General features: G+C 71.4%; 20 protein-coding genes. 13 read left to right on the top strand and 7 right to left on the bottom strand.

The features are described from left to right. Window positions 1-156: 156 nt before the first annotated feature. Together ACFY0D_RS31345 and ACFY0D_RS31350 are read left to right on the top strand one after the other, a co-directional pair. Complete coding sequence (locus tag ACFY0D_RS31345; protein WP_301368029.1) at window positions 157-849, top strand: demethylmenaquinone methyltransferase; 693 nt, start codon at window positions 157-159, stop codon at window positions 847-849. A 23-nt stretch (window positions 850-872) separates the two neighbouring features. Next, entirely contained in the window at window positions 873-1784 is a 912-nt protein-coding gene (locus ACFY0D_RS31350; protein ID WP_390801403.1) for a glutaminase, read from the top strand. A gap of 14 nt (window positions 1785-1798) precedes the next feature. Here the strand turns inward: ACFY0D_RS31350 and ACFY0D_RS31355 are convergent, their stop codons facing one another. Next, window positions 1799-2326: a GNAT family N-acetyltransferase gene (locus ACFY0D_RS31355; RefSeq protein ID WP_390801348.1), complete on the bottom strand. Its 528-nt coding sequence runs from the start codon at window positions 2324-2326 to the stop codon at window positions 1799-1801. A 97-nt stretch (window positions 2327-2423) separates the two neighbouring features. On the opposite strand from ACFY0D_RS31355, the gene ACFY0D_RS31360 reads away from it, so the two are divergent. After that, window positions 2424-3707, top strand: a complete 1284-nt coding sequence (locus ACFY0D_RS31360; RefSeq protein WP_327263888.1) for a geranylgeranyl reductase family protein — start codon at window positions 2424-2426, stop codon at window positions 3705-3707. A 9-nt stretch (window positions 3708-3716) separates the two neighbouring features. Here ACFY0D_RS31360 and ACFY0D_RS31365 read toward each other — a convergent pair whose 3' ends face one another. The 5 genes from ACFY0D_RS31365 to ACFY0D_RS31385 form a co-directional block, all read right to left on the bottom strand. Further along, complete coding sequence (locus tag ACFY0D_RS31365; RefSeq protein ID WP_390801349.1) at window positions 3717-4022, bottom strand: hypothetical protein; 306 nt, start codon at window positions 4020-4022, stop codon at window positions 3717-3719. A gap of 57 nt (window positions 4023-4079) precedes the next feature. Next, window positions 4080-5300 (bottom strand): ABC transporter permease, encoded by a 1221-nt coding sequence (locus ACFY0D_RS31370; protein ID WP_390801350.1) that lies wholly within the window; start codon window positions 5298-5300, stop codon window positions 4080-4082. Next, entirely contained in the window at window positions 5297-5956 is a 660-nt protein-coding gene (locus ACFY0D_RS31375) for an ABC transporter ATP-binding protein (RefSeq protein WP_390801351.1), read from the bottom strand. Before ACFY0D_RS31375 ends, ACFY0D_RS31370 begins: the two co-directional genes overlap by 4 nt. 80 nt (window positions 5957-6036) lie before the next feature. After that, complete coding sequence (locus ACFY0D_RS31380; protein ID WP_390801352.1) at window positions 6037-7602, bottom strand: peptidoglycan-binding protein; 1566 nt, start codon at window positions 7600-7602, stop codon at window positions 6037-6039. Beyond that, complete coding sequence (locus ACFY0D_RS31385) at window positions 7599-7973, bottom strand: hypothetical protein (RefSeq protein WP_390801353.1); 375 nt, start codon at window positions 7971-7973, stop codon at window positions 7599-7601. Before ACFY0D_RS31385 ends, ACFY0D_RS31380 begins: the two co-directional genes overlap by 4 nt. A gap of 335 nt (window positions 7974-8308) precedes the next feature. On the opposite strand from ACFY0D_RS31385, the gene ACFY0D_RS31390 reads away from it, so the two are divergent. Together ACFY0D_RS31390 and ACFY0D_RS31395 are read left to right on the top strand one after the other, a co-directional pair. Next, the gene (locus tag ACFY0D_RS31390; protein ID WP_390801354.1) at window positions 8309-8719 is read left to right on the top strand and encodes a hypothetical protein; all 411 of its coding nucleotides are present in this window, start codon (window positions 8309-8311) and stop codon (window positions 8717-8719) included. A 29-nt stretch (window positions 8720-8748) separates the two neighbouring features. Further along, window positions 8749-9723: a hypothetical protein gene (locus tag ACFY0D_RS31395; RefSeq protein WP_390801355.1), complete on the top strand. Its 975-nt coding sequence runs from the start codon at window positions 8749-8751 to the stop codon at window positions 9721-9723. A gap of 146 nt (window positions 9724-9869) precedes the next feature. On the opposite strand, the gene ACFY0D_RS31400 is transcribed toward ACFY0D_RS31395, so the two are convergent. Beyond that, window positions 9870-10724 carry a C40 family peptidase gene (locus ACFY0D_RS31400; RefSeq protein ID WP_390801356.1) on the bottom strand — a complete coding sequence of 285 codons (855 nt, stop codon included), beginning with the start codon at window positions 10722-10724 and terminating at the stop codon, window positions 9870-9872. Between the two features lie 856 nt (window positions 10725-11580). Here ACFY0D_RS31400 and ACFY0D_RS31405 point away from each other — a divergent pair. Genes ACFY0D_RS31405 through nuoH form a run of 8 tightly spaced genes read left to right on the top strand, consistent with a single transcriptional unit; the run spans window position 11581 to window position 20541 of the window. Then, window positions 11581-11940 carry an NADH-quinone oxidoreductase subunit A gene (locus ACFY0D_RS31405; protein WP_030010013.1) on the top strand — a complete coding sequence of 120 codons (360 nt, stop codon included), beginning with the start codon at window positions 11581-11583 and terminating at the stop codon, window positions 11938-11940. 15 nt (window positions 11941-11955) lie between these two features. Then, window positions 11956-12510, top strand: coding sequence for an NADH-quinone oxidoreductase subunit B family protein (locus ACFY0D_RS31410; RefSeq protein WP_007265818.1), 555 nt, complete (start codon window positions 11956-11958; stop codon window positions 12508-12510). Further along, window positions 12507-13226 (top strand): NADH-quinone oxidoreductase subunit C, encoded by a 720-nt coding sequence (locus tag ACFY0D_RS31415; protein ID WP_390801357.1) that lies wholly within the window; start codon window positions 12507-12509, stop codon window positions 13224-13226. The genes ACFY0D_RS31410 and ACFY0D_RS31415 overlap by 4 nt, the downstream gene beginning before the upstream one ends. Further along, on the top strand, window positions 13226-14551 hold the full coding sequence (locus tag ACFY0D_RS31420; protein WP_390801358.1) for an NADH-quinone oxidoreductase subunit D: 1326 nt from the start codon (window positions 13226-13228) through the stop codon (window positions 14549-14551). Before ACFY0D_RS31415 ends, ACFY0D_RS31420 begins: the two co-directional genes overlap by 1 nt. Continuing rightward, window positions 14548-15303 (top strand): NADH-quinone oxidoreductase subunit NuoE, encoded by a 756-nt coding sequence (nuoE, locus tag ACFY0D_RS31425; protein ID WP_390801359.1) that lies wholly within the window; start codon window positions 14548-14550, stop codon window positions 15301-15303. The genes ACFY0D_RS31420 and nuoE overlap by 4 nt, the downstream gene beginning before the upstream one ends. After that, entirely contained in the window at window positions 15303-16688 is a 1386-nt protein-coding gene (gene nuoF, locus ACFY0D_RS31430) for an NADH-quinone oxidoreductase subunit NuoF (RefSeq protein WP_390801360.1), read from the top strand. Before nuoE ends, nuoF begins: the two co-directional genes overlap by 1 nt. Continuing rightward, complete coding sequence (locus ACFY0D_RS31435; RefSeq protein ID WP_390801361.1) at window positions 16685-19189, top strand: NADH-quinone oxidoreductase subunit G; 2505 nt, start codon at window positions 16685-16687, stop codon at window positions 19187-19189. Before nuoF ends, ACFY0D_RS31435 begins: the two co-directional genes overlap by 4 nt. Further along, window positions 19186-20541, top strand: coding sequence for an NADH-quinone oxidoreductase subunit NuoH (nuoH, locus tag ACFY0D_RS31440; RefSeq protein ID WP_390801362.1), 1356 nt, complete (start codon window positions 19186-19188; stop codon window positions 20539-20541). Before ACFY0D_RS31435 ends, nuoH begins: the two co-directional genes overlap by 4 nt. The last annotated feature ends 1 nt before the right edge of the window (window position 20542 follow it).

Below are 20542 nucleotides of genomic sequence, written 5' to 3' on the forward strand. Positions count from 1 at the left end.
GGCGTGGCGTAACTGTCCTTCGGAACAGTTTCCGACACCTGTCCGGTGGGTAAGGCGGGCGGGGGTGTCGGAGCCCCCGCGGCTCGCGGGGGGCGCGGCCTGAGAGGATGGGTGCGTACCCGCCGATCCGCATCGCACACCGAGGGGCGAACGCCAGTGACAAGGGCTTCCCTGGACAAGCAGCCGCACGAAGTCGCCTCCATGTTCGACGGCATCGCGGCGAAATACGACCTCACCAACGACGTCATCTCGCTGGGCCAGGCCCGGCTGTGGCGCAAGGAGGTCGCCAAGGCGGTCGGCGCGCGACCCGGGCACGTGGTCCTCGACCTGGCCGCCGGAACCGCCACCTCCTCGCTGCCCTTCGCCGCCACCGGGGCGTACGTCGTCCCCTGCGACTTCTCCCTGGGCATGCTCATGGAGGGCAAGAAGAGGCACTCCTGGCTGCCGCTGACCGCCGGTGACGCGACGAAGCTGCCGTTCAAGGACGACGTCTTCGACACCGTGACGATCTCCTTCGGGCTGCGCAACGTCCAGGACACCGACGCCGCCCTGCGCGAGCTGTACCGGGTGACGAAGCCCGGCGGGCAGGTCGTCATCTGCGAGTTCTCGCAGCCCACCTGGGCGCCGTTCCGCACGGTCTACATGGAGTACCTGATGCGGGCGCTGCCGCCGGTGGCCCGCACGGTGGTGTCCGACCCCGACCCGTACGTGTACCTCGCCGAGTCCATCCGCGAATGGCCCGACCAGCCGGCGCTGGCGGCCCTGCTGCAGAAGGCCGGCTGGTCCAAGGTCGCCTGGCGCAACCTCAGCGGCGGCATCGTCGCGCTGCACCGGGGCATCAAGGACTGACCGCCGTGCCAGACGCCCCGCCCATGGACTACGGGCCCCTGCTGGAGCGGATCGCCGCCGACATCGCCCCGCTGATCGGCAGCGGCACTCCGGCCGAGTACATCCCGGCGCTGGCCTGCGTGGACCGGCGGCAGTTCGGGATGGCCATCGCCGACCTCGACGGCAACGTCTTCGGGGTGGGGGACTGGCGGGTCCCCTTCTCCGCGCAGTCGATCACCAAGGTCTTCGCGCTCGCCCTGGCCCTGGCGGAGGGCGGCGACAGCCTGTGGGAGCGGGTCGGCCGGGAGCCCTCCGGCAACCCGTTCAACTCGCTCGTCCAGCTGGAGTACGAAAACGGCATTCCGCGCAATCCGTTCATCAACGCGGGCGCCCTCGTGGTCACCGACCGGCTCCAGACCCTGACGGGCGACGCGAGCAGCGAGCTGCTGGAGTTCCTGCGGCTGGAGAGCCAGAACCCGGACATCGGCTTCGACGCCGAGGTCGCGGCCTCCGAGCAGGAGCACGGCGACCGCAACGCGGCCGTCGCCCACTTCATGGCCTCGTACGGGAACATCGACAACCCGGTCCCCGCGCTGCTGGAGCACTACTTCTGGCAGTGCTCCATCGAGATGAGCTGCGCCGACCTGGCCCGCGCCGGGCGCTTCCTGGCCCGGCACGGGCTCCGCGCGGACGGCACGCGACTGCTGACGCGCAGCGAGGCCAAGCAGATCAACGCGGTGATGCTGACCTGCGGGACGTACGACGCGGCGGGCGAGTTCGCCTACCGCGTCGGGCTGCCCGGCAAGAGCGGGGTGGGCGGCGGCATCGTCGCCGTCGTCCCCGGGCAGTGCACCCTCGCGGTGTGGAGCCCGGGCCTGGACGCCCGGGGCAACTCGGTGGCGGGCGTGGCCGCCCTCGACCGCTTCACGACCTTGACGGGCCTGTCCGTCTTCTGAAGCACGGCTCCCGGTTACTCGTCCCGCAAGGACAGGACGTAGCGACGGGCCGGGTTGCCGGCCGGCGTGGTGAACTCCTCCTCCAGGGCCATGCCCAGACGCTCCGCCACCGCCACCGAACGCGCGTTGCGGGCGTCGATCATCGCCACCACGTGCGGGACACCGGCCGCGCGGACCCGCTCCAGCGTGGCCAGCGCGGCGGCGTACGCGTAGCCCTGGCCCCACGCGGAGCGGCCCAGCCGCCAGCCGATCTCGATCTCCCCGACCGGTCCCCACCCCTTCTCCCGGGGCCACGGCTGGGCGCCGGTGAAGCCGATCACCGCGCCCTCCGCGTCCAGCAGGGTCCACAGGCAGTAGCCCAGCTGGGCGTCGTGCATGCGCTGGCGCGCGGACAGCTCCTCGTACGCGGACAGTTCCGCGGGACCTCCCAGGAACGCCATGACGTCGGGGTCGGCGAAGGCCGCATGCCAGGCGCGCGCGTCCTCGTCGGTGGGAACGCGGAGCTGTACGGCGGGAAGCGGCCGGGTCGGCGAGGTGGTCATCGGAGGCACCCTTCGGTTCGCGATCTCTCTCGCTGCATAGACTGCACATGTCCGGTGCCGCCTGGCACCCTATATCGAGCCTTCGGGAGATCCCGCAGTGACCGAGCTCCTCTCCGAACACTCCGCGGACGTGATCGTCGTCGGGGCCGGGCCCGCCGGCTCGACCACCGCCTACTACCTCGCCAAGGCCGGATTGGACGTCCTGCTCCTGGAGAAGACGGCGTTCCCGCGCGAGAAGGTCTGCGGCGACGGCCTGACCCCGCGCGCCACCAAGCAGCTGGTGGCGATGGGCATCGACATCTCCGAAGAGGCCGGCTGGCTGCGGAACAAGGGCCTGCGGATCATCGGCGGCGGCCAGCGGCTCCAGCTGGACTGGCCGGAACTCGCCTCCTACCCGGACTACGGACTCGTCCGCAAGCGTGACGACTTCGACGAGACCCTGGCCCGCCAGGCGCAGAAGGCCGGCGCCCGGCTGTACGAGCGCTGCACCGTCGGCGAGCCGGTGCGCGACGCGCGCACCGGTCACATCACGGGCGTGCAGGCGAAGCTGGGCGAGGAGAAGACCCCGGTCACCTTCCACGCCCCGCTGGTCGTCGCCGCCGACGGCAACTCCTCCCGGCTGTCCCTGGCGATGGGCCTGCACCGGCGCGAGGACCGCCCGATGGGGGTGGCCGTGCGGACGTACTTCACCTCGCCGCGGCACGACGACGACTACCTGGAGTCCTGGCTGGAGCTGTGGGACCGGCGCGGGGCGCAGGACCGGCTGCTGCCCGGCTACGGCTGGATCTTCGGCATGGGCGACGGCACCTCCAACGTCGGCCTCGGCATCCTCAACTCCTCCTCCGCCTTCAAGGAGCTGGACTGGCGCGAGGTCCTCAAGGCCTGGTGCGCCTCCATGCCGGAGGACTGGGGCTACACCCCCGAGAACATGACGCAGCCGATCCGCGGCGCGGCCCTGCCGATGGCCTTCAACCGGCAGCCGCACTACACCAAGGGCCTGTTGCTGGTCGGTGACGCGGGCGGGCTCGTCAACCCGTTCAACGGCGAGGGCATCGCGTACGCCATGGAGTCGGGCCAGATCGCGGCCGACGTCATCGTGCAGGCCCAGGCCCGGGCCACCCCGGCCCAGCGCGAGCTGGCGCTGCACAACTACCCGAAGGTGCTCAAGGAGACCTACGGCGGCTACTACACCCTGGGCCGCGCCTTCGTGAAGCTGATCGGCAACCCGAAGGTCATGAAGATCGCCGCCCAGCGCGGTCTGACCCACCCGGTGCTGATGCGGTTCACCCTGAAGATGCTCGCCAACCTGACCGACCCGACGGGCGGCGACGCGATGGACCGCATCATCAACGGCCTCTCGAAGGTGGCCCCGAAGGCCTGAGCCGACCGCTCAGCCGTCCGTGCCCGTGCCCGTGCCCGCTTCGGTGGGTGCGGGCACGTCCGCGCCCGGGGCCCGGCCCGGGTCCGGGCGGCCGTGGACGGTACGCACGCACCTGGCCAGCAGGACCAGCCCGCACACCAGCAGTGCCCCCGAGGCCGTCCAGCCGAGGCCCAGCACGAGCGGGTGGCCGGGCTTCTGCCAGGGGCGGGCGGTGGTCAGCAGCCAGCCGCCCACCGCGAGCAGGCCGAGCCCGAGCGCGGCCGGGACCGCACCGGGGTCGCCGGCGCCGTGGGATGCGTACGTCTTCGGGTTCACGGGACCACCACCTCCAGGGGCGGGTCGGGGCGGCCCTGACGGCCGGGCGCGCTCCCGCTATCTTCGCAGGGCCTCGGCCGGTTCCACACGGGCCGCCCGCCAGGCGGGATAGAGCCCGGCAAGCAGCCCGGTGACCAGGCCGGCGAGCGGGGCCGCGGCGACGGTGGCCGGATGGATCACCGGGGTCCAGTCCCGGGCGAGGGCGACGGCGACCACGGTCAGCTCGCCCAGCGAGGTCCCGACCAGGCCGCCGAGAGCCCCCAGGGCCGCGGACTCGGTGAGGAACTGGGCCGAGATGTGCCGCCCCCGGGCGCCGAGCGCCCGGCGCAGCCCGATCTCCCCGGTCCGCTCCAGCACGGCGACCAGGGTGGTGTTGGCGATCCCGACCGCGCCGATGACCAGGCAGATCCCGGCGAGCAGCAGGAAGAGCGCGCTCAGGTCGGCGGTGACACCGGAGCGCAGCATCCGAGGATCGGGCGGTGGGACGGCCTTGAGGTACTCGGGGTGGTCGGGCCGCAGCGCGAGCGGGGCGAGGCCGGCGACCTGGCGGGCGGCGCCGAGTTCGGTGGAGATCAGCATGGTCGCGCCGCCGGGCGAGGGCGGCCCCCAGAGCTGCTCGGCGGTGGTGCGCGGGACGAGCACCGACATCAGGTGTTCGGGCCGGCGCCGGAGGTCCGCGACGATGCCCGCCACGGTGAAGGGCTCCTGGCCGATGTAGAGGGCGGGCCGGGTGGCCAGGGTGGTGATGCCGAGGCGGGCGGCGAGCCCGCTGCCGATGACGACGACGCGCTCGTGGCCGCGCTCGGCGAAGTCGTCGTAGAGCCGGCCCTGCTGGAGGGTCGGTACGAGGGCGGCGACGGCGCCGGGGGAGGCGGCGACGACGGCCGCGCCGGTGGTCGGGTCGCCGGCGCCGGACGGCAGGGGGCCGACGGCGGTGCGCGAGTCGAGCCGCACCGTCCACATCACCCCGGCGTGCTCGATGCCCGCGACGGCGCGCAGCCGCTGCTCGGCGTCGGCGGGGAAGCCGGTGCCGGCGAACTCGTTCTGCCGGGCGGCGACGTCCTCGATGCTGACCTCGGTGGCGGTCAGGACGTTGAACCGGGCGTCGATCTGCGAGGAGATGGTGGCGGTGAGGCCGAGCACGGCCACGAAGCTGCCCACGCCGAGGACGGTGCCGAGGGAGGTGAGCACGGCCCGCCCGGGGCGCCGCAGCATTCCGGCGACGGCCTCGGCCAGGGCGTCGCGCACGGACAGCCGGGTGGGGGCGACGGCGCTCAAGGATCCAGCCGCCCGTCGCGGATGGTGACGGTCCGGGTGCCGCGCCGGGCCACCTCGGGGTCGTGCGTGATGACGAGGACGGTCATCCCGGCTCCGTGCAGTTCGTCCAGCAGCCCGAGGACGGACGCGGCGTTCACGGAGTCGAGATTGCCGGTCGGCTCGTCGCACAGCAGGAGCGAGGGGCGCCCGACCAGGGCGCGGGCGATCGCCACCCGCTGGCGCTCGCCGCCCGACAGCCGGCCGGGCACGGCGCCGGCCCGGTGCCCGAGACCGACCTGGCCGAGGGCCTCGCGGGCCCGTACGAGGCGCTGGGCGCGCGGGATCTGGGTGTAGAGCATGGCGAGGGTGACGTTCTCCAGGGCGGACCGGTGGGGGAGGAGGTGGAAGGACTGGAAGACGAAACCGATCCGGCGGCCGCGCAGGGCGGTGCGCTCCCGGTCGGGGAGCGCGGCGGTGTCGATCCCGTCGAGCAGGTACCGGCCGCTGGTGGGGGAGTCGAGGAGCCCGGCGACGTTGAGGAAGGTGGACTTCCCGGAGCCGGAGGGGCCGACGACGGTGATGAACTCGCCGCGCCGGACGGTCAGGTCGCAGGGGTGCAGGGCCGCGACGGGCGGCGGCCCGGGGTAGATGAGGCCGACCCCGCGGAGTTCGATCACGGGGCTTTCGCCTTCGCCGCCTTCGCCGCCCGTGCCGCCGGAGGATTGCCGGGACTGGCGCGACTGCCGGGGCAGGAGCCTCACTTGGTCTTCCCCCGGGTCTCGCGGGGCGCGACCCCGATCACCACCTTGGTCCCGGCCGCGAGGGCGCCGGCCTGGGCCGGGGTGACGGCCACGAAGCCGTCGCCGGTGGTGCCGGTCCGCACCTCGATGCGCCGCTGGGTGCCTTCGGCGGACACGGCGGTGACGACCGTACGTCCGTCCGTGCCCGCCGAGACGGCGGTGACCGGGACGACGAGCGCCTCGCCGTCGGTGGCGGCGGACTCGATGGTCAGCCGGACGTCCTGCCCGGCGAAGCCCGCGGGCAGCGGCTGGTCGGCGCTGACCACCATCCGGTAGCCGAGGTCGGCGCCCCCGCCGCCCGTGCCGCCGCTCCCGCCGCCCTTGGGGTTCTGGCCGGGGTCCTGCTGCGGTTGCGCTCCGGCGGGCTGCGCGGCGGACCGCTCGGTGGCGACGACCGCCACCTTGCCGCGGACATCGGTGCCGGAGAGCTCGGAGGAGATCACCACGGTCATCCCGGCACGCAGCAGCTGCCTCTTGTCGTCCTTGAGGTAGGCCTCGACGACGAGCTCCCCGCCGGAGAGCGTGAGCACCGGCCCGGCCACGGGGGAGCCCGCGCGGGCCCCGACGGAGCTGACGCGGGCCGGGAAGGAACCCAGGAAGACGGTCTCGGCGGTGGGCAGCATCGGCCCGTCGGCGGCCTCGGCGGCGGCGAGCGCCGCCCGGGCCTCGCCGAGGGACTGCCGCGCCCGCGCGAGCTCCCGGCCGGAGCCGGCAATGGCACCGGGGCCGGGGCCGGAGCCGACGCCGGGGCTCGCTGTCGCGCCGGGGCCCGGCGTGGCCCCGCCCTTGCCGGAGCCGCCCTCCGCGGGCGCGCCCGCCGGGCCGGTGGGGCTGCTCGCGTCCTCCACGGCCCACGTCGCGGACCGCACGGCCTCCCGCGCCGACTTCAGGGCCGCACCCCCGTCGGCGACCGCGGGCAGCGGCTCGTACCCGATGGCCCGGTAGCGGGCGGCGAGCGCGGCCTTCGTGCCGGCCCCGAAGACGCCCTTCGCGTCGCCGCCGGTGCCGTGCCCGAGCTCGCGCAGCGCCTGCTGCAGCTGCGCGACGTCGTCGCCGGTGGCCCCGGGCTTGAGGTCGCGGTACATCGGCTGCGCGCCGTGCAGGGTGAACACCGGCCGCCCGGACACCTCGGCGATCAGCTGCCCCGCCGTGACCGGGTCCCCGGCCTTCAGCGGCAGTTTGGTCACCAGGGCCGCGCCCGCCCCCTCGCCGGAGCGCACCCCCTGCGGGGACACGGCGACGCTCTGGTCGGCGACCACCGTCCCGCGCATGACCACGGTCTGCGCGAGCACCCGCCACTCGACGTCCGCGGTCAGGGCCCCCTGCGCGGGCGGGCCGGTCTCCGCGGCCACCTGCGCGGGGGACTTCACCAGCGTGGTCGCCAGCAGCCCGCCGACCGCCATCAGCGCGGCCCCGCCGACGACCGCGAGCACCACGCGCCGCCCGCGCGCGAGTCCGCCGCGGTCGTCCCCGGGGGCCGCCGGGGCCTCGGTGCGCTCCACGACCTGCTCCGCTTCGCTCATCTCTCCGGCCGGCACTTCTTCAACGCGTCGAGGTGGTCGCGCTTGAGCGAGCTCCACTGTTCGGGAGTGCCCTTGCGATCGTCGATCTGGGCGGTGACCGGGTCCGGGTCCGGGTACCAGGAGATGCCCTCGGCCCGCAGGCACGCGGACTCCTTCTGCGCGGCGGCGATCCGGGCGGGATCGGCCGGCTGGGGCTTCGGCGGGGGCGGCAGCATCGGTGCGCAGGTCTTGTGCGCCTCGTCGTTCCAGGGCTTCGACTTGTCCTCGCGCGGAGCGCCGTAGTCCGTATAAACGATCGCCACGCCCTGCTTCTTCAGGCAGTCGTAGTAGGCGATTTCCTCCGCGGTGGGAGGCGGGCTGTCGCTTGCCACAGGTTCTTTGTCGCCGCCACCGCATGCCGTCAGTGAAATGCACAGAAGAAGGAGCGGGGTCACATATCTCGCGTGCACGACGGGCTTCCCTTGCGGCGGTTGGAGTGGATTATGCGCATCCGTTTGACGGGTGGGGGGAGGGCGCGCGCCAGATAGTAGATACGTGGGACCGTTCGCCACAAGTTACCTATCAGACAACAGAAATGACTGTCCATCAGCTGAGAAGAAGCTTGAATCGGCACGAGGTTCGATGTTGAATCCCCGCCGGGCGGAAACGCTTGAACCCGGTCCGCCCCGAACACCCCGATTTTCACCCGACGAGTGAGGTAAGCGTGATGGACAACGCAATGCGCAAGCTGACGGCCGGCTGTGTCGCCGCCGTTTCGGCCGGTGCCATTCTGCTGGGGACCGCGGGTCCGGCGGGCGCCTGGGGGCGCGACGGAAATCTGGAGAACCAGGAGTTCGGACTTTTCTACTGGCAGAACCAGTCCGGTTGTGTCTTCGACCTGGTGACGAATGACGTGAACTTCAGCGACGACAAGTACCAGGGCTCCTGCTCGGCCAGCGGGAACTGGATCAACGACACCACCGAGTCCTACCGGAACCGGGACGTCTACGCCTGGAAGGTCGGCACCGACAAGGACCTGGGCGGCAACGTCGGAGAGATCCCGTCGAACTACGCGGGCAACGCCTCGGCCAACTTCAAGAACAAGATCAGCTCGGCCAAGTACACCCTCCACCCGTAATCCGGATCCGGCAGAAGGAGTTCCACGCGATGAACACCTCCCGGCGCCGCCGGTCAGCCGCCCCGGCCGCCATCCCGGCCGCCGTCCTGCTGGCGGCCGCCCTCCTGGCCGGCTGCGCCGGGACCGGCGGCTCCGGGGGCGGTGAACCGGAGCTCGGTCCCGTCGAGGTGAACCCCGCGACGGCCACGCTGTCCCTGCCGATGGACGCGTACACGGACACCGGGGCCGAACGGATCCGGATGGGCCAGGTCCAGCAGGCCCTGGTCTCCCGGTGCATGGCCCGCTACGGGTTCACCTACGAGGGCGTGCGCTCGGCCGAGGCCGCCGGAGCCGGGGCCGAGGACCGGCACGAGTACCTCTTCGGCCTCGCCGATCCGGCGTACGCGGCGGCCCACGGGTACGACAAGTCCGCGGGGGAGGGGAGCCCGGCGAAGCCCGCTCCGCCGCCGCTGAGCGACAGCGCGTACGTCGTGATGAACGGCGAGCAGCCCGGGGCGCAGGGCGGCAAGGCTCCCGACGCGAACACCGAGGAGGAGGCCGCGCTGGTGGACAGCGGCCTGACGGCGGCCGGGCAGAAGGTGCCGGCCGGCGGCTGCGGGCGCGAGGGCTACCGCAAGCTGTACGCCCCGACCAAGGACAGCGTGGACCTGCTGTTCACGTTCGGGCTGGCCTCGGAGGCGCACGACCGCTCCGGGCAGGACTCCCGGGTCCTCGACGCCCTCAAGAAGTGGTCGTCATGCATGGACAAGTCGGGATACGCCGGGATCGAATCGCCGTACGACGTCGTGGAGAAGCTCGGCCTGCAGGACGACAAGGGCGGTCCGAAGGCCGTGACGGCGGCCAAGGCCGACGTCGCGTGCAAGCGCGAGGTGAACCTCGTCGGCATCTGGGGCGCGGTCGAGAAGGCGTACCAGGAGCGGCTCGTCGAGGAGCACGCCGAGACGCTCGCGCTCTACAAGAAGCAGCGGGAGGCCCGCTTCAAGCTGGCGGCCTCGCTGGCCTGAGAAGGGCCCCGGGGGCCCGGGGACAGCCCCGGCGGTCCTGGAAACGCCAAGAACGGCCCCAGGGCCGGTACTCCACCCCCGAGCGGGGGAGTACCGGCCCACAGGGCGTGTCTCGGCCGGGCCAGGCGCGTCGGTCTGAGCGGTGCTCAGAGGACGCGGACGGCGCCCGTCGGCTTGTCGTAGCTGAGGTTGCGCTCGACGATGCCCGTGCTGGGGTTCTGCGCGCCGACGAACTTGCCGCCGCCGACGTAGATGGCGACGTGGTACGCGCTGCCCTTGGAGCCCCAGTACAGGATGTCGCCCGGCTGCAGGGCGCTCAGCGACACCGAGGTGCCGGCCGAGGACTGCGCCTGGGACATGCGCGGCAGGCTGATGCCGGCCTGGCGGTACGCGGCCTGGACGAGACCGGAGCAGTCGAAGGAGGACGGGCCGGTGCCGCCCATCACGTACGCCTTGCCGACCTGCGCGCGGGCGAAGTTGACGATGGCCGCGGCGGAGCCGGTGGCCGGGGCGGAGACGGTGCCGGTGCCCTGCGGGGCGGCGGTGCTCTTGAGCGTCGTGCGCTCGGAGCCGGAACCGGAGCCGGAGCTGCGGCTGGAACGCTCGGCCTCGGCCTTGCGGACGGCTTCTTCCTTCGCCGTCTTCTCGGCCTTCTCGGCGTCGGCCTTCTTCTGGGCCTCTTCCTTGGCCTGCTTCGCCTCGGCGGCGGCGCCGGTACGGGCGCTCTCCTCCTGGGCGGTCAGTTCGCCCTCGACGGCGGCGAGACGGGTGTTCTCGGCGGCCACGGTGACGGCGGAGGAGACGTCGGCGCCCAGGTCCAGGTTGAGGACCGGCATTTCGAGCGTCGTCTCGGCCACGGGCTCGGCGGACGGGGACGCGCTCGCGGTGCCGGCCATGGCCAGGGTGCTGAGGACGCCACCGGCAACTCCGGCGCGGACCGCGAGCTTCGAGGCGCTTCGGCGGGGCTTCCGGTGGCTGGGTATGTGAGCGGTGTGGGACATGAGGACAACCGCTATCAGGGTGCCCGGGTTCCCTTCAAGAAACGTGGCTTGCGCCACAGTTGCGCGAGAAAGGCGCGAACCGGGCGCGCTCGGCTTCTTATTGACGCCGTAACGGGCGAATCGGACAGGCTCCCACAAGGCTGTGATCATGGGGTTTCGGAATTAAGTCCCGAATTGATCCGTGACCTACCATCACTCCGCACAGATGGCCAAGCCCTCTTTCGGAAGGCTTGATTCAGAGTGGCGCAGGTCACAGCAACGTCACGCCATGCGGACGCTGTGCCCCTCCCGTGACCTTCCTGTGAACGTGCCGAGAGGTTCGTGAACGGATGCGCGCGCTCGTGCGGCCCCCGGTGCCGCCGGCGGTGCGGGCATCGATGTGCCCCTCGGGCGGTCCCGCGCCCCTCGCGGTCGCTCCCGCCCGCCCTCCATCCACCCCCGCGTCTGCCCCGCGTCCACCTCCGTACGCATGGGCTCCCCCGCCCGGGGGATGCCGATTCCCTTATCAGCTCGACACCCCTCTTGCTAATTTGCTTGCACCGGGCATCGTTTGATAGGGCAAGCCGCCTTCTACCTGCGGTAACGGGCTTGGATGTCACCTTTGGTGATCATGTGGATGCTTCGCGTATATAGATCACCACTCATCGGACTTCATGATCGTTCGCCAGGTGGTGGAGATCACAAACTCGGTGTTGCAACCCGTGTCGCAGATCACAGACGAGCAGGCATAAGATGCGCACCAGTCCGGCTTGTGAACTGCCTCACATGCAAGCGCTTGATCGAAAGCGTGATCTTCGCGAGGCGGGGCACGCGGCGGCGGTCCAACGGTCAAGGACGACTGGAAGGAGCGAGGAGCGTGAATGCGTACGCGCCCATCCTCGTGCTCGGCGCCCTCGGCGCAGGGTTTGCGATCTTCTCCGTGGTCATGGCCACGCTGATCGGCCCAAAACGGTACAACCGGGCAAAGCTTGAAGCCTACGAGTGCGGCATCGAGCCGACGCCGATGCCGGCCGGCGGTGGCCGCTTCCCCATCAAGTACTACCTGACGGCGATGCTCTTCATCGTCTTCGACATCGAGGTTGTCTTCCTCTACCCCTGGGCCGTCACCTTCGACTCCCTGGGGATCTTCGGGCTCGTCGAGATGCTGCTCTTCGTGCTCACCGTCTTCGTCGCCTACGCCTACGTGTGGCGCCGCGGCGGCCTGGAATGGGACTGAGGGGCTGAATTTTCCATGGGACTGGAAGAGAAGCTGCCGAGCGGCTTTCTGCTGACCACCGTCGAACAGGCCGCGGGATGGGTGCGCAAGTCGTCCGTCTTCCCGGCGACCTTCGGACTGGCCTGCTGCGCCATCGAGATGATGACCACCGGAGCGGGCCGGTACGACCTGGCCCGCTTCGGCATGGAGGTCTTCCGCGGCTCCCCGCGCCAGGCCGATCTGATGATCGTGGCCGGGCGGGTCAGCCAGAAGATGGCGCCGGTGCTGCGGCAGGTGTACGACCAGATGCCCGCTCCCAAATGGGTCATCTCCATGGGGGTTTGTGCATCTTCGGGCGGAATGTTCAACAACTACGCGATCGTCCAGGGCGTCGACCACATCGTCCCGGTGGACATCTATCTGCCCGGCTGCCCGCCGCGCCCCGAGATGCTGATGGACGCGATCCTCAAGCTCCACCAGAAGATCCAGGGCTCCAAGCTCGGCGTGAACCGGGAAGAAGCGGCCCGTGAGGCGGAGGAGGCGGCCCTCAAGGCCCTCCCCACCATCGAGATGAAGGGGCTGCTCCGGTGAGCGAGACCCAAGAGCCGGAGAACGGCAGCAACGTCCCCGCGCCGCGCGCCCAGGGCCCCGAGGTCATCGGCGTCCGCAAGGGCATGTTCGGTGCCGCGGGCGGCGGCGACACCAGCGGCTACGGCGGCCTCGTGCGGACCGTGGCCATGCCGGGCGCGACGAGCCGACCGTACGGCTCCTACTTCGACGAGGTGGCCGACGAGCTCGAAGGCGCCCTGGAGGAGCAGGACCTGGTCCCCGCGAACGCCATCGAGAAGACGGTCGTCGACCGGGGCGAGCTCACCTTCCACATCGCCCGCGAACACCTCGTGCGGGTCGCGCGCACCCTGCGTGACGACCCGGCCCTGCGCTTCGAGCTCTGCACCGGCGTCTCCGGCGTGCACTTCCCCGGGGACAAGGGCCGCGAGCTGCACGCCGTCTACCACCTGCGCTCGCTCACGCACGGCCGGATCCTGCGGCTGGAGGTGTCCGTCCCGGACAGCGACCCGCACGTCCCCTCGCTCGTCGCCGTCTACCCGACCAACGACTGGCACGAGCGCGAGACGTACGACTTCTTCGGCCTGATCTTCGACGGGCACCCGGCCCTCACCCGGATCATGATGCCGGACGACTGGCAGGGCTTCCCGCAGCGCAAGGACTACCCGCTCGGCGGCATCCCCGTCGAGTACAAGGGCGCCCAGATCCCGGCTCCCGACCAGCGGAGGTCGTACAGCTGATGTCCACGTCAAACCATGCCTCCGCTCGCGAGACGACCGAGGGCACCGTCTACACCGTCACCGGCGGCGACTGGGACGAGATCGTCCAGTCCGCGGCCAAGGCCGACGACGAGCGGATCGTCGTCAACATGGGTCCGCAGCACCCGTCCACCCACGGAGTGCTGCGCCTGATCCTGGAGATCGACGGCGAAACGGTCACCGAGGCCCGCTGCGGCATCGGCTACCTGCACACCGGCATCGAGAAGAACCTCGAATTCCGGAACTGGACGCAGGGCACCACTTTCGTGACGCGCATGGACTACCTGACGCCGTTCTTCAACGAGACGGCGTACTGCCTCGGCGTCGAGAAGCTGCTCGGCATCACCGACCAGGTCCCGGACCGCGCCACCGTCATCCGCGTCCTGCTGATGGAGCTCAACCGGCTCTCCTCCCACCTGGTGTGCATCGCCACCGGCGGCATGGAGCTGGGCGCGACCACGATCATGATCTACGGCTTCCGCGACCGCGAGCTGATCCTCGACATCTTCGAGCTGATCACCGGACTGCGCATGAACCACGCGTTCGTCCGCCCCGGCGGCCTCGCCCAGGACCTGCCCCCGGGCGCCGTCGACCAGCTCCGCGAGTTCATCAAGACCATGAAGAAGAACCTGCCGGAGTACGACAAGCTCGCCACCGGCAACCCCATCTTCAAGGCCCGCATGCAGGACGTCGGCTACCTCGACCTCACCGGCTGCATGGCGCTCGGCGCCACCGGCCCGATCCTGCGCTCCGCCGGCCTGCCGCACGACCTGCGCAAGTCGGACCCGTACTGCGGCTACGAGAACTACGAGTTCGACGTGCCGACCACCGAGAGCTGCGACTCCTACGGGCGGTTCCTGATCCGCCTGGAGGAGATGCGCCAGTCGCTGCGGATCGTCGAGCAGTGCCTGGAGCGACTGGAGCCGGGACCGGTGATGGTCGCCGACAAGAAGATCGCCTGGCCGGCGCAGCTCGCGATGGGCCCGGACGGTCTCGGCAACTCCCTCGACCACATCAGGAACATCATGGGCACCTCCATGGAGGCCCTCATCCACCACTTCAAGCTGGTGACGGAGGGCTTCCGGGTACCGGCCGGCCAGGCGTACGCGGCCGTCGAGTCGCCCAAGGGCGAGCTCGGCGTGCACGTCGTCTCCGACGGCGGGACCCGCCCCTACCGGGTCCACTTCCGCGACCCGTCCTTCACCAACCTGCAGGCCATGGCCGCGATGTGCGAGGGCGGCCAGGTCGCCGACGTCATCGTCGCCGTCGCCTCCATCGACCCCGTGATGGGAGGCGTCGACCGATGACCGCCAGTCCTTCGAACCAAGGGGTCTCGCTGGGCATGCCCCAGCTGCCGGCCCCCGACTTTCCGGCGGAGGTACGCGAGCGCCTCGAAGCCGACGCCAGGGAAGTCATCGCCCGCTACCCCGACAGCCGCTCCGCGCTGCTGCCGCTGCTGCACCTGACCCAGTCCGAGGAGGGCTACGTCTCGCGCACCGGCATCCGCTTCTGCGCCGAGGTACTGGGCCTGACCACCGCAGAGGTCACCGCCGTGTCGACCTTCTACACGATGTACCGGCGGGGGCCCTCCGGCGACTACCAGGTCGGCGTCTGCACGAACACCCTGTGCGCGGTGATGGGCGGCGACGCCATCTTCGAGGAGCTCAAGGAGCACCTCGGGGTCGGCAACAACGAGACCACCCCCGACGGCAAGGTCACCCTCGAACACATCGAGTGCAACGCGGCCTGCGACTACGCCCCCGTGGTGATGGTCAACTGGGAGTTCTTCGACAACCAGACCCCCCAGTCCGCCAAGGCCATGGTCGACGACCTGCTGGCCGGCCGCGAGGTCTCGCCGACCCGGGGCGCGCCGCTGTGCACGTACAAGGAGACCGCCCGGATCCTGGCCGGCTTCCCGGACGAGCGCGAGGGCGCGGTCGAGGCGACCGGCGGCGCCGGCCCCGCCTCCCTGATCGGGCTGCGCATCGCGCGCGGCGAGTCCGCGCACACCCCGATCGTCCACCCGCGCGGCGAGTCCACCACCGAGGGAGGGGAGTGATGTCGGTGTCTTCCGAACTGAGCAACGGGGGCAATGGGGGCACCTCCCACCCGGAGACCGGCGGAGGGACCAGCCCGGAGAAGCTCCTCGCCCCCGTGCTGTCCTCCTTCTGGGACGAGCCACGGTCGTGGACGCTGGAGACCTACCGGCGCCACGACGGGTACGAGGGCCTGCGCAAGGCGCTCGCGATGACCCCGGACGACCTCATCGCCTACGTGAAGGACTCGGGTCTGCGCGGACGCGGCGGCGCGGGCTTCCCCACCGGAATGAAGTGGCAGTTCATCCCGCAGGGCGACGGAAAGCCGCACTACCTCGTCGTGAACGCGGACGAGTCGGAGCCGGGAACCTGCAAGGACATCCCCCTCCTCTTCGCCAACCCGCACTCCCTCATCGAGGGAATGATCATCGCCTGCTACGCGATCCGCTCGGAGCACGCCTTCATCTACCTGCGCGGGGAGACGGTGCCCGTACTGCGGCGCCTGCACGAGGCCGTACGCGAGGCGTACGCGGCCGGATACCTCGGCAAGGACATCGACGGCACCGGGCGCAACCTCGACATCACGGTGCACGCGGGCGCGGGCGCGTACATCTGCGGCGAGGAGACGGCGCTGCTCGACTCCCTCGAAGGCCGGCGCGGCCAGCCCCGGCTGCGTCCCCCCTTCCCCGCGGTCGAGGGGCTCTACGCGTGCCCCACCGTCGTCAACAACGTGGAGTCGATCGCCTCCGTTCCCGCGATCCTCAACAAGGGCAAGGACTGGTTCAAGTCGATGGGGACCGAGAAGTCCCCCGGCTTCACGCTGTACTCGCTCTCCGGGCACGTCGTCGGCCCCGGCCAGTACGAGGCCCCGCTCGGCATCACCCTGCGCCAGCTCCTCGACATGAGCGGCGGCATGCGCCCCGGGCACCGGCTGAAGTTCTGGACCCCGGGCGGCTCCTCCACCCCGATGTTCACCGACGAGCACCTCGACGTCCCGCTCGACTACGAGGGCGTGGGCGCCGCCGGCTCGATGCTCGGCACCAAGGCACTGCAGTGCTTCGACGAGACGACCTGCGTGGTGCGGGCCGTGACCCGGTGGACCGAGTTCTACGCCCACGAGTCCTGCGGCAAGTGCACACCGTGCCGCGAAGGCACGTACTGGCTGGTCCAGCTGCTCCGCGACATCGAGGCCGGCCGGGGCGTCATGTCCGACCTCGACAAGCTGAACGACATCGCCGACAACATCAACGGCAAGTCCTTCTGCGCGCTCGGCGACGGCGCGGCCAGCCCGATCTTCTCCTCGCTCAAGTACTTCCGCGAGGAGTACGAGCAGCACATCACGGGCAAGGGCTGCCCCTTCGACCCCAGGAAGTCGACCCTCTGGGCCGACACGGAGGTGAACGCATGACCGTCACCACTCCAGCGGCCTCCGGGGGCGGAGCGGCGGTTCCACCGGAGAACACCGTCTCGCTGACCATCGACGGGGTCGAACTGTCCGTGCCCAAGGGCACCCTCGTCATCCGGGCCGCCGAGCAGCTCGGCATCGAGATCCCCCGGTTCTGCGACCACCCCCTCCTCTCCCCGGCCGGCGCCTGCCGCCAGTGCATCGTCGAGGTCGAGGGCCAGCGCAAGCCGATGGCCTCCTGCACCATCACCTGCACCGACGGCATGGTCGTCAAGACCCAGCTGACCTCCGAGGTCGCCGACAAGTCCCAGCGCGGGGTGATGGAGCTGCTGCTCATCAACCATCCGCTGGACTGCCCGGTCTGCGACAAGGGCGGCGAGTGCCCGCTGCAGAACCAGGCGATGTCCCACGGCAACGCCGAATCGCGGTTCGAGGGCAAGAAGCGCACCTACGAGAAGCCGGTCCCGATCTCCACCCAGGTGCTGCTGGACCGCGAGCGGTGCGTGCTGTGCGCGCGCTGCACCCGCTTCTCCAACGAGATCGCCGGCGACCCGATGATCGAGCTGCTGGAACGCGGCGCGCTCCAGCAGGTCGGCACCGGCGAGGGCGACCCCTTCGAGTCGTACTTCTCCGGCAACACCATCCAGATCTGTCCGGTCGGCGCCCTCACCTCGGCCGCCTACCGGTTCCGCTCCCGCCCCTTCGACCTCGTCTCCTCCCCGAGCGTGTGCGAGCACTGCGCGGGCGGCTGCGCGACCCGCACCGACCACCGCCGCGGCAAGGTGCTGCGCCGCCTCGCCGCCGAGGACCCCGAGGTCAACGAGGAGTGGATCTGCGACAAGGGCCGCTTCGGGTTCCGCTACGCGCAGCGCCCGGACCGGCTGACCACCCCGCTGGTGCGCAGCGCCGCCGGGGTGCTGGAGCCGGCGAGCTGGCCCGAGGCCCTGGAAGCCGCGGCGAACGGACTGGCCGCCGCGCGCGGCCGGGCCGGGGTGCTGACCGGCGGCCGGCTCACCGTCGAGGACGCCTACGCGTACGCCAAGTTCGCACGGGTGGTGCTCGACACCAACGACATCGACTTCCGGGCCCGCGTGCACAGCGCCGAGGAGGCCGAGTTCCTGGCCTCGGAGGTCGCCGGGTACGGGGTCGACCTCGGCGGGCAGTGGCTCTCGTACACCGCCCTGGAGGCGGCCCCGGCCGTGCTGCTCGTCGGCATCGAGGCGGAGGAGGAGGCCCCCGGCGTCTTCCTGCGGCTGCGCAAGGCCCACCGCAAGCGGGGGCAGCGGACCTTCTCCGTCGCCCCCTTCGCCACCCGCGGCCTGGACAAGGCCGGCGGCACCCTGCTGGCCGCCGCCCCCGGCACCGAGCCCGAGTGGCTCGACGCGCTGGCCTCCCGGACGGGCCTGGAGACCGGCGGCGCCGAAGCCGCCGGGGCACTGCGGCTGCCCGGCGCGGTCATCCTCGTCGGGGAGCGCCTCGCCGGGGTACCGGGCGCGCTGACCGCCGCCGTACGGGCCGCCGGGGTCACCGGGGCCACCCTGGTGTGGATCCCGCGCCGGGCCGGTGAGCGGGCCGCCATCGAGGCGGGCGCGCTGCCGTCCCTGCTGCCGGGCGGCCGCCCCGCCACCGACCCGCGGGCCCGTGACGAGGTCGCCACCGCCTGGGGCCTGGACGAACTCCCGCACCGCTACGGCCGCGACACCGGCCAGATCGTCGAGGCCGCGGCGACCGGGGAGCTCTCGGCCCTGCTGATCGCGGGCGTGGAGGTCGCCGACCTGCCGGACCCGGCCCGCGCGCGGACCGCCCTCCAGGAGGCCTTCGTGGTCTCCCTGGAACTGCGGCCCAGCGAGGTCACCGACCACGCGGACGTGGTCCTCCCGGTCGCCGCGGTGGCCGAGAAGGCGGGCGCGTTCATCAACTGGGAGGGCCGGGTCAGGCCGTTCGAGGCCGCGCTCAAGCCCGACCAGATGACCCGCCGGCTCGCCCCGGCCGACGCCCGCGTGCTGCACATGCTGGCCGACGCCGCCGACCGGCCGATCGCACTGCCCGACGTACACGCCGTACGGCGGGAGATCGACGGGCTCGGCCCGTGGGCCGGGGAGCGGGCCGCCGAGCAGAGCGCGGACACGGCGGTGCTGCCCCGCCCGGGCGCCGGCGAGGCGGTCCTCGCGGGCCACCGGCTCCTCCTGGACCTCGGCCGGCTGCAGGAGGGCGACGACGCCCTGGCCGGCACCCGGCACGAGGCGAGCGCCCGGCTCTCGGCCGCCACGGCCGCCGAGACCGGCGTCAAGAACGGCGACGTCCTCGCGGTCACCGGCCCGGCCGGCTCCGTGGAACTCCCGCTCCGGATCACCGAGATGCCCGACCGCGTGGTCTGGCTCCCGCTGAACTCCACCGGCTCCGGCGTCCTCGCCGACGCCGGCGCCCGCCCGGGCACCCTCGTACGCATCGGCCCGGCGACCCCGGCCGGCGCAGGCGACACCACTGCGGAGGTGGGCGCGTGAACACCGTTCAACTCGCTGCCGAGGACCTGTCCCTGTTCGGCCGGGACGTCTGGTGGCTCGTGGTCGTCAAGGCGGTGTTCTGCTTCGCCTTCCTGATGGTGACGGTGCTGTTCTCCATCGTGTGGGAGCGCAAGGTCGTCGCCTGGATGCAGCTGCGCATCGGCCCGAACCGGCACGGCCCCTGGGGCATGCTCCAGTCGCTCGCCGACGGCGTGAAGCTGATGCTCAAGGAAGACCTGATCGTCAAGCGGGCCGACAAGGTCATCTACGTCCTGGCCCCGATCATCGCGGCGATCCCGGCCTTCATGGCCATCGCGGTGATCCCCTTCGGGCCGCCCGGCGACGAGGTCTCCATCTTCGGCCAGCGCACCACGATGCAGCTGACCGACCTGCCCATCGCGATGCTCTACATCCTCGCGGTGGCCTCGGTCGGCATCTACGGCATCGTGCTGGCGGGCTGGTCCTCCGGCTCGACCTACCCGCTCCTCGGCGGCCTGCGCTCCTGCGCGCAGATGATCTCCTACGAGATCGCGATGGGCGCGGCCTTCGCCTCGGTCTTCCTCTACTCCGGGTCGATGTCGACCTCGGCGATCGTCGAGGCCCAGGCCGACCGCTGGTTCATCGTCCTGCTGCCGGTGTCCTTCATCATCTACGTCGTCACGATGGTCGGCGAGACGAACCGCGCCCCCTTCGACATGCCCGAGTCCGAGGGCGACCTGGTCGGCGGCTTCAACACCGAGTACTCGTCCATCAAGTTCGCGCTGTTCATGCTGGCCGAGTACGTCAACATGGTCACCGTCTCGGCGGTCTCGGTCACCCTCTTCCTGGGCGGCTGGCGGGCCCCGTACCCGATCAGCTCCTTCTGGGAGGGTGCGAACCACGGCTGGTGGCCGATGCTCTGGTTCGTCATCAAGGTGCAGCTGCTGCTGTTCTTCTTCATCTGGCTGCGCGGCACGCTGCCCCGCGTGCGCTACGACCAGCTGATGAAGCTCGGCTGGAAGGTCCTGATCCCCGTCTCGGTGGTCTGGCTGATGCTGGTGGCCACCGTCCGGGCGCTGCGCAACGAGGCGTACGACTTCAGCGAGATCGTCCTCTACGTCGGCGGCGCCGTCGTGGCGATCCTGCTGCTCTCCTTCGTCGCGGACGTCTTCCGCGACAAGCGGGAGAAGAAGACGGCGGCCGCCGAGGCGGTGCACGACGCCGAGCCCTTCGACCCGCTGGCGGGCGGATTCCCCGTACCGCCGAAGCCCGGCCAGCACCTGGCACCCGTACCGCGCAGGCGGTCCCGCACCGAGCGGGAGCTGATTGTCAGTGGCGGGACGAATACTGACAGTGACCGAGAGGAGGCTTGAG

Source organism: Streptomyces sp. NPDC001502 (genome assembly GCF_042894785.1).
GTDB classification, from domain to species: domain Bacteria; phylum Actinomycetota; class Actinomycetes; order Streptomycetales; family Streptomycetaceae; genus Streptomyces; species Streptomyces kutzneri.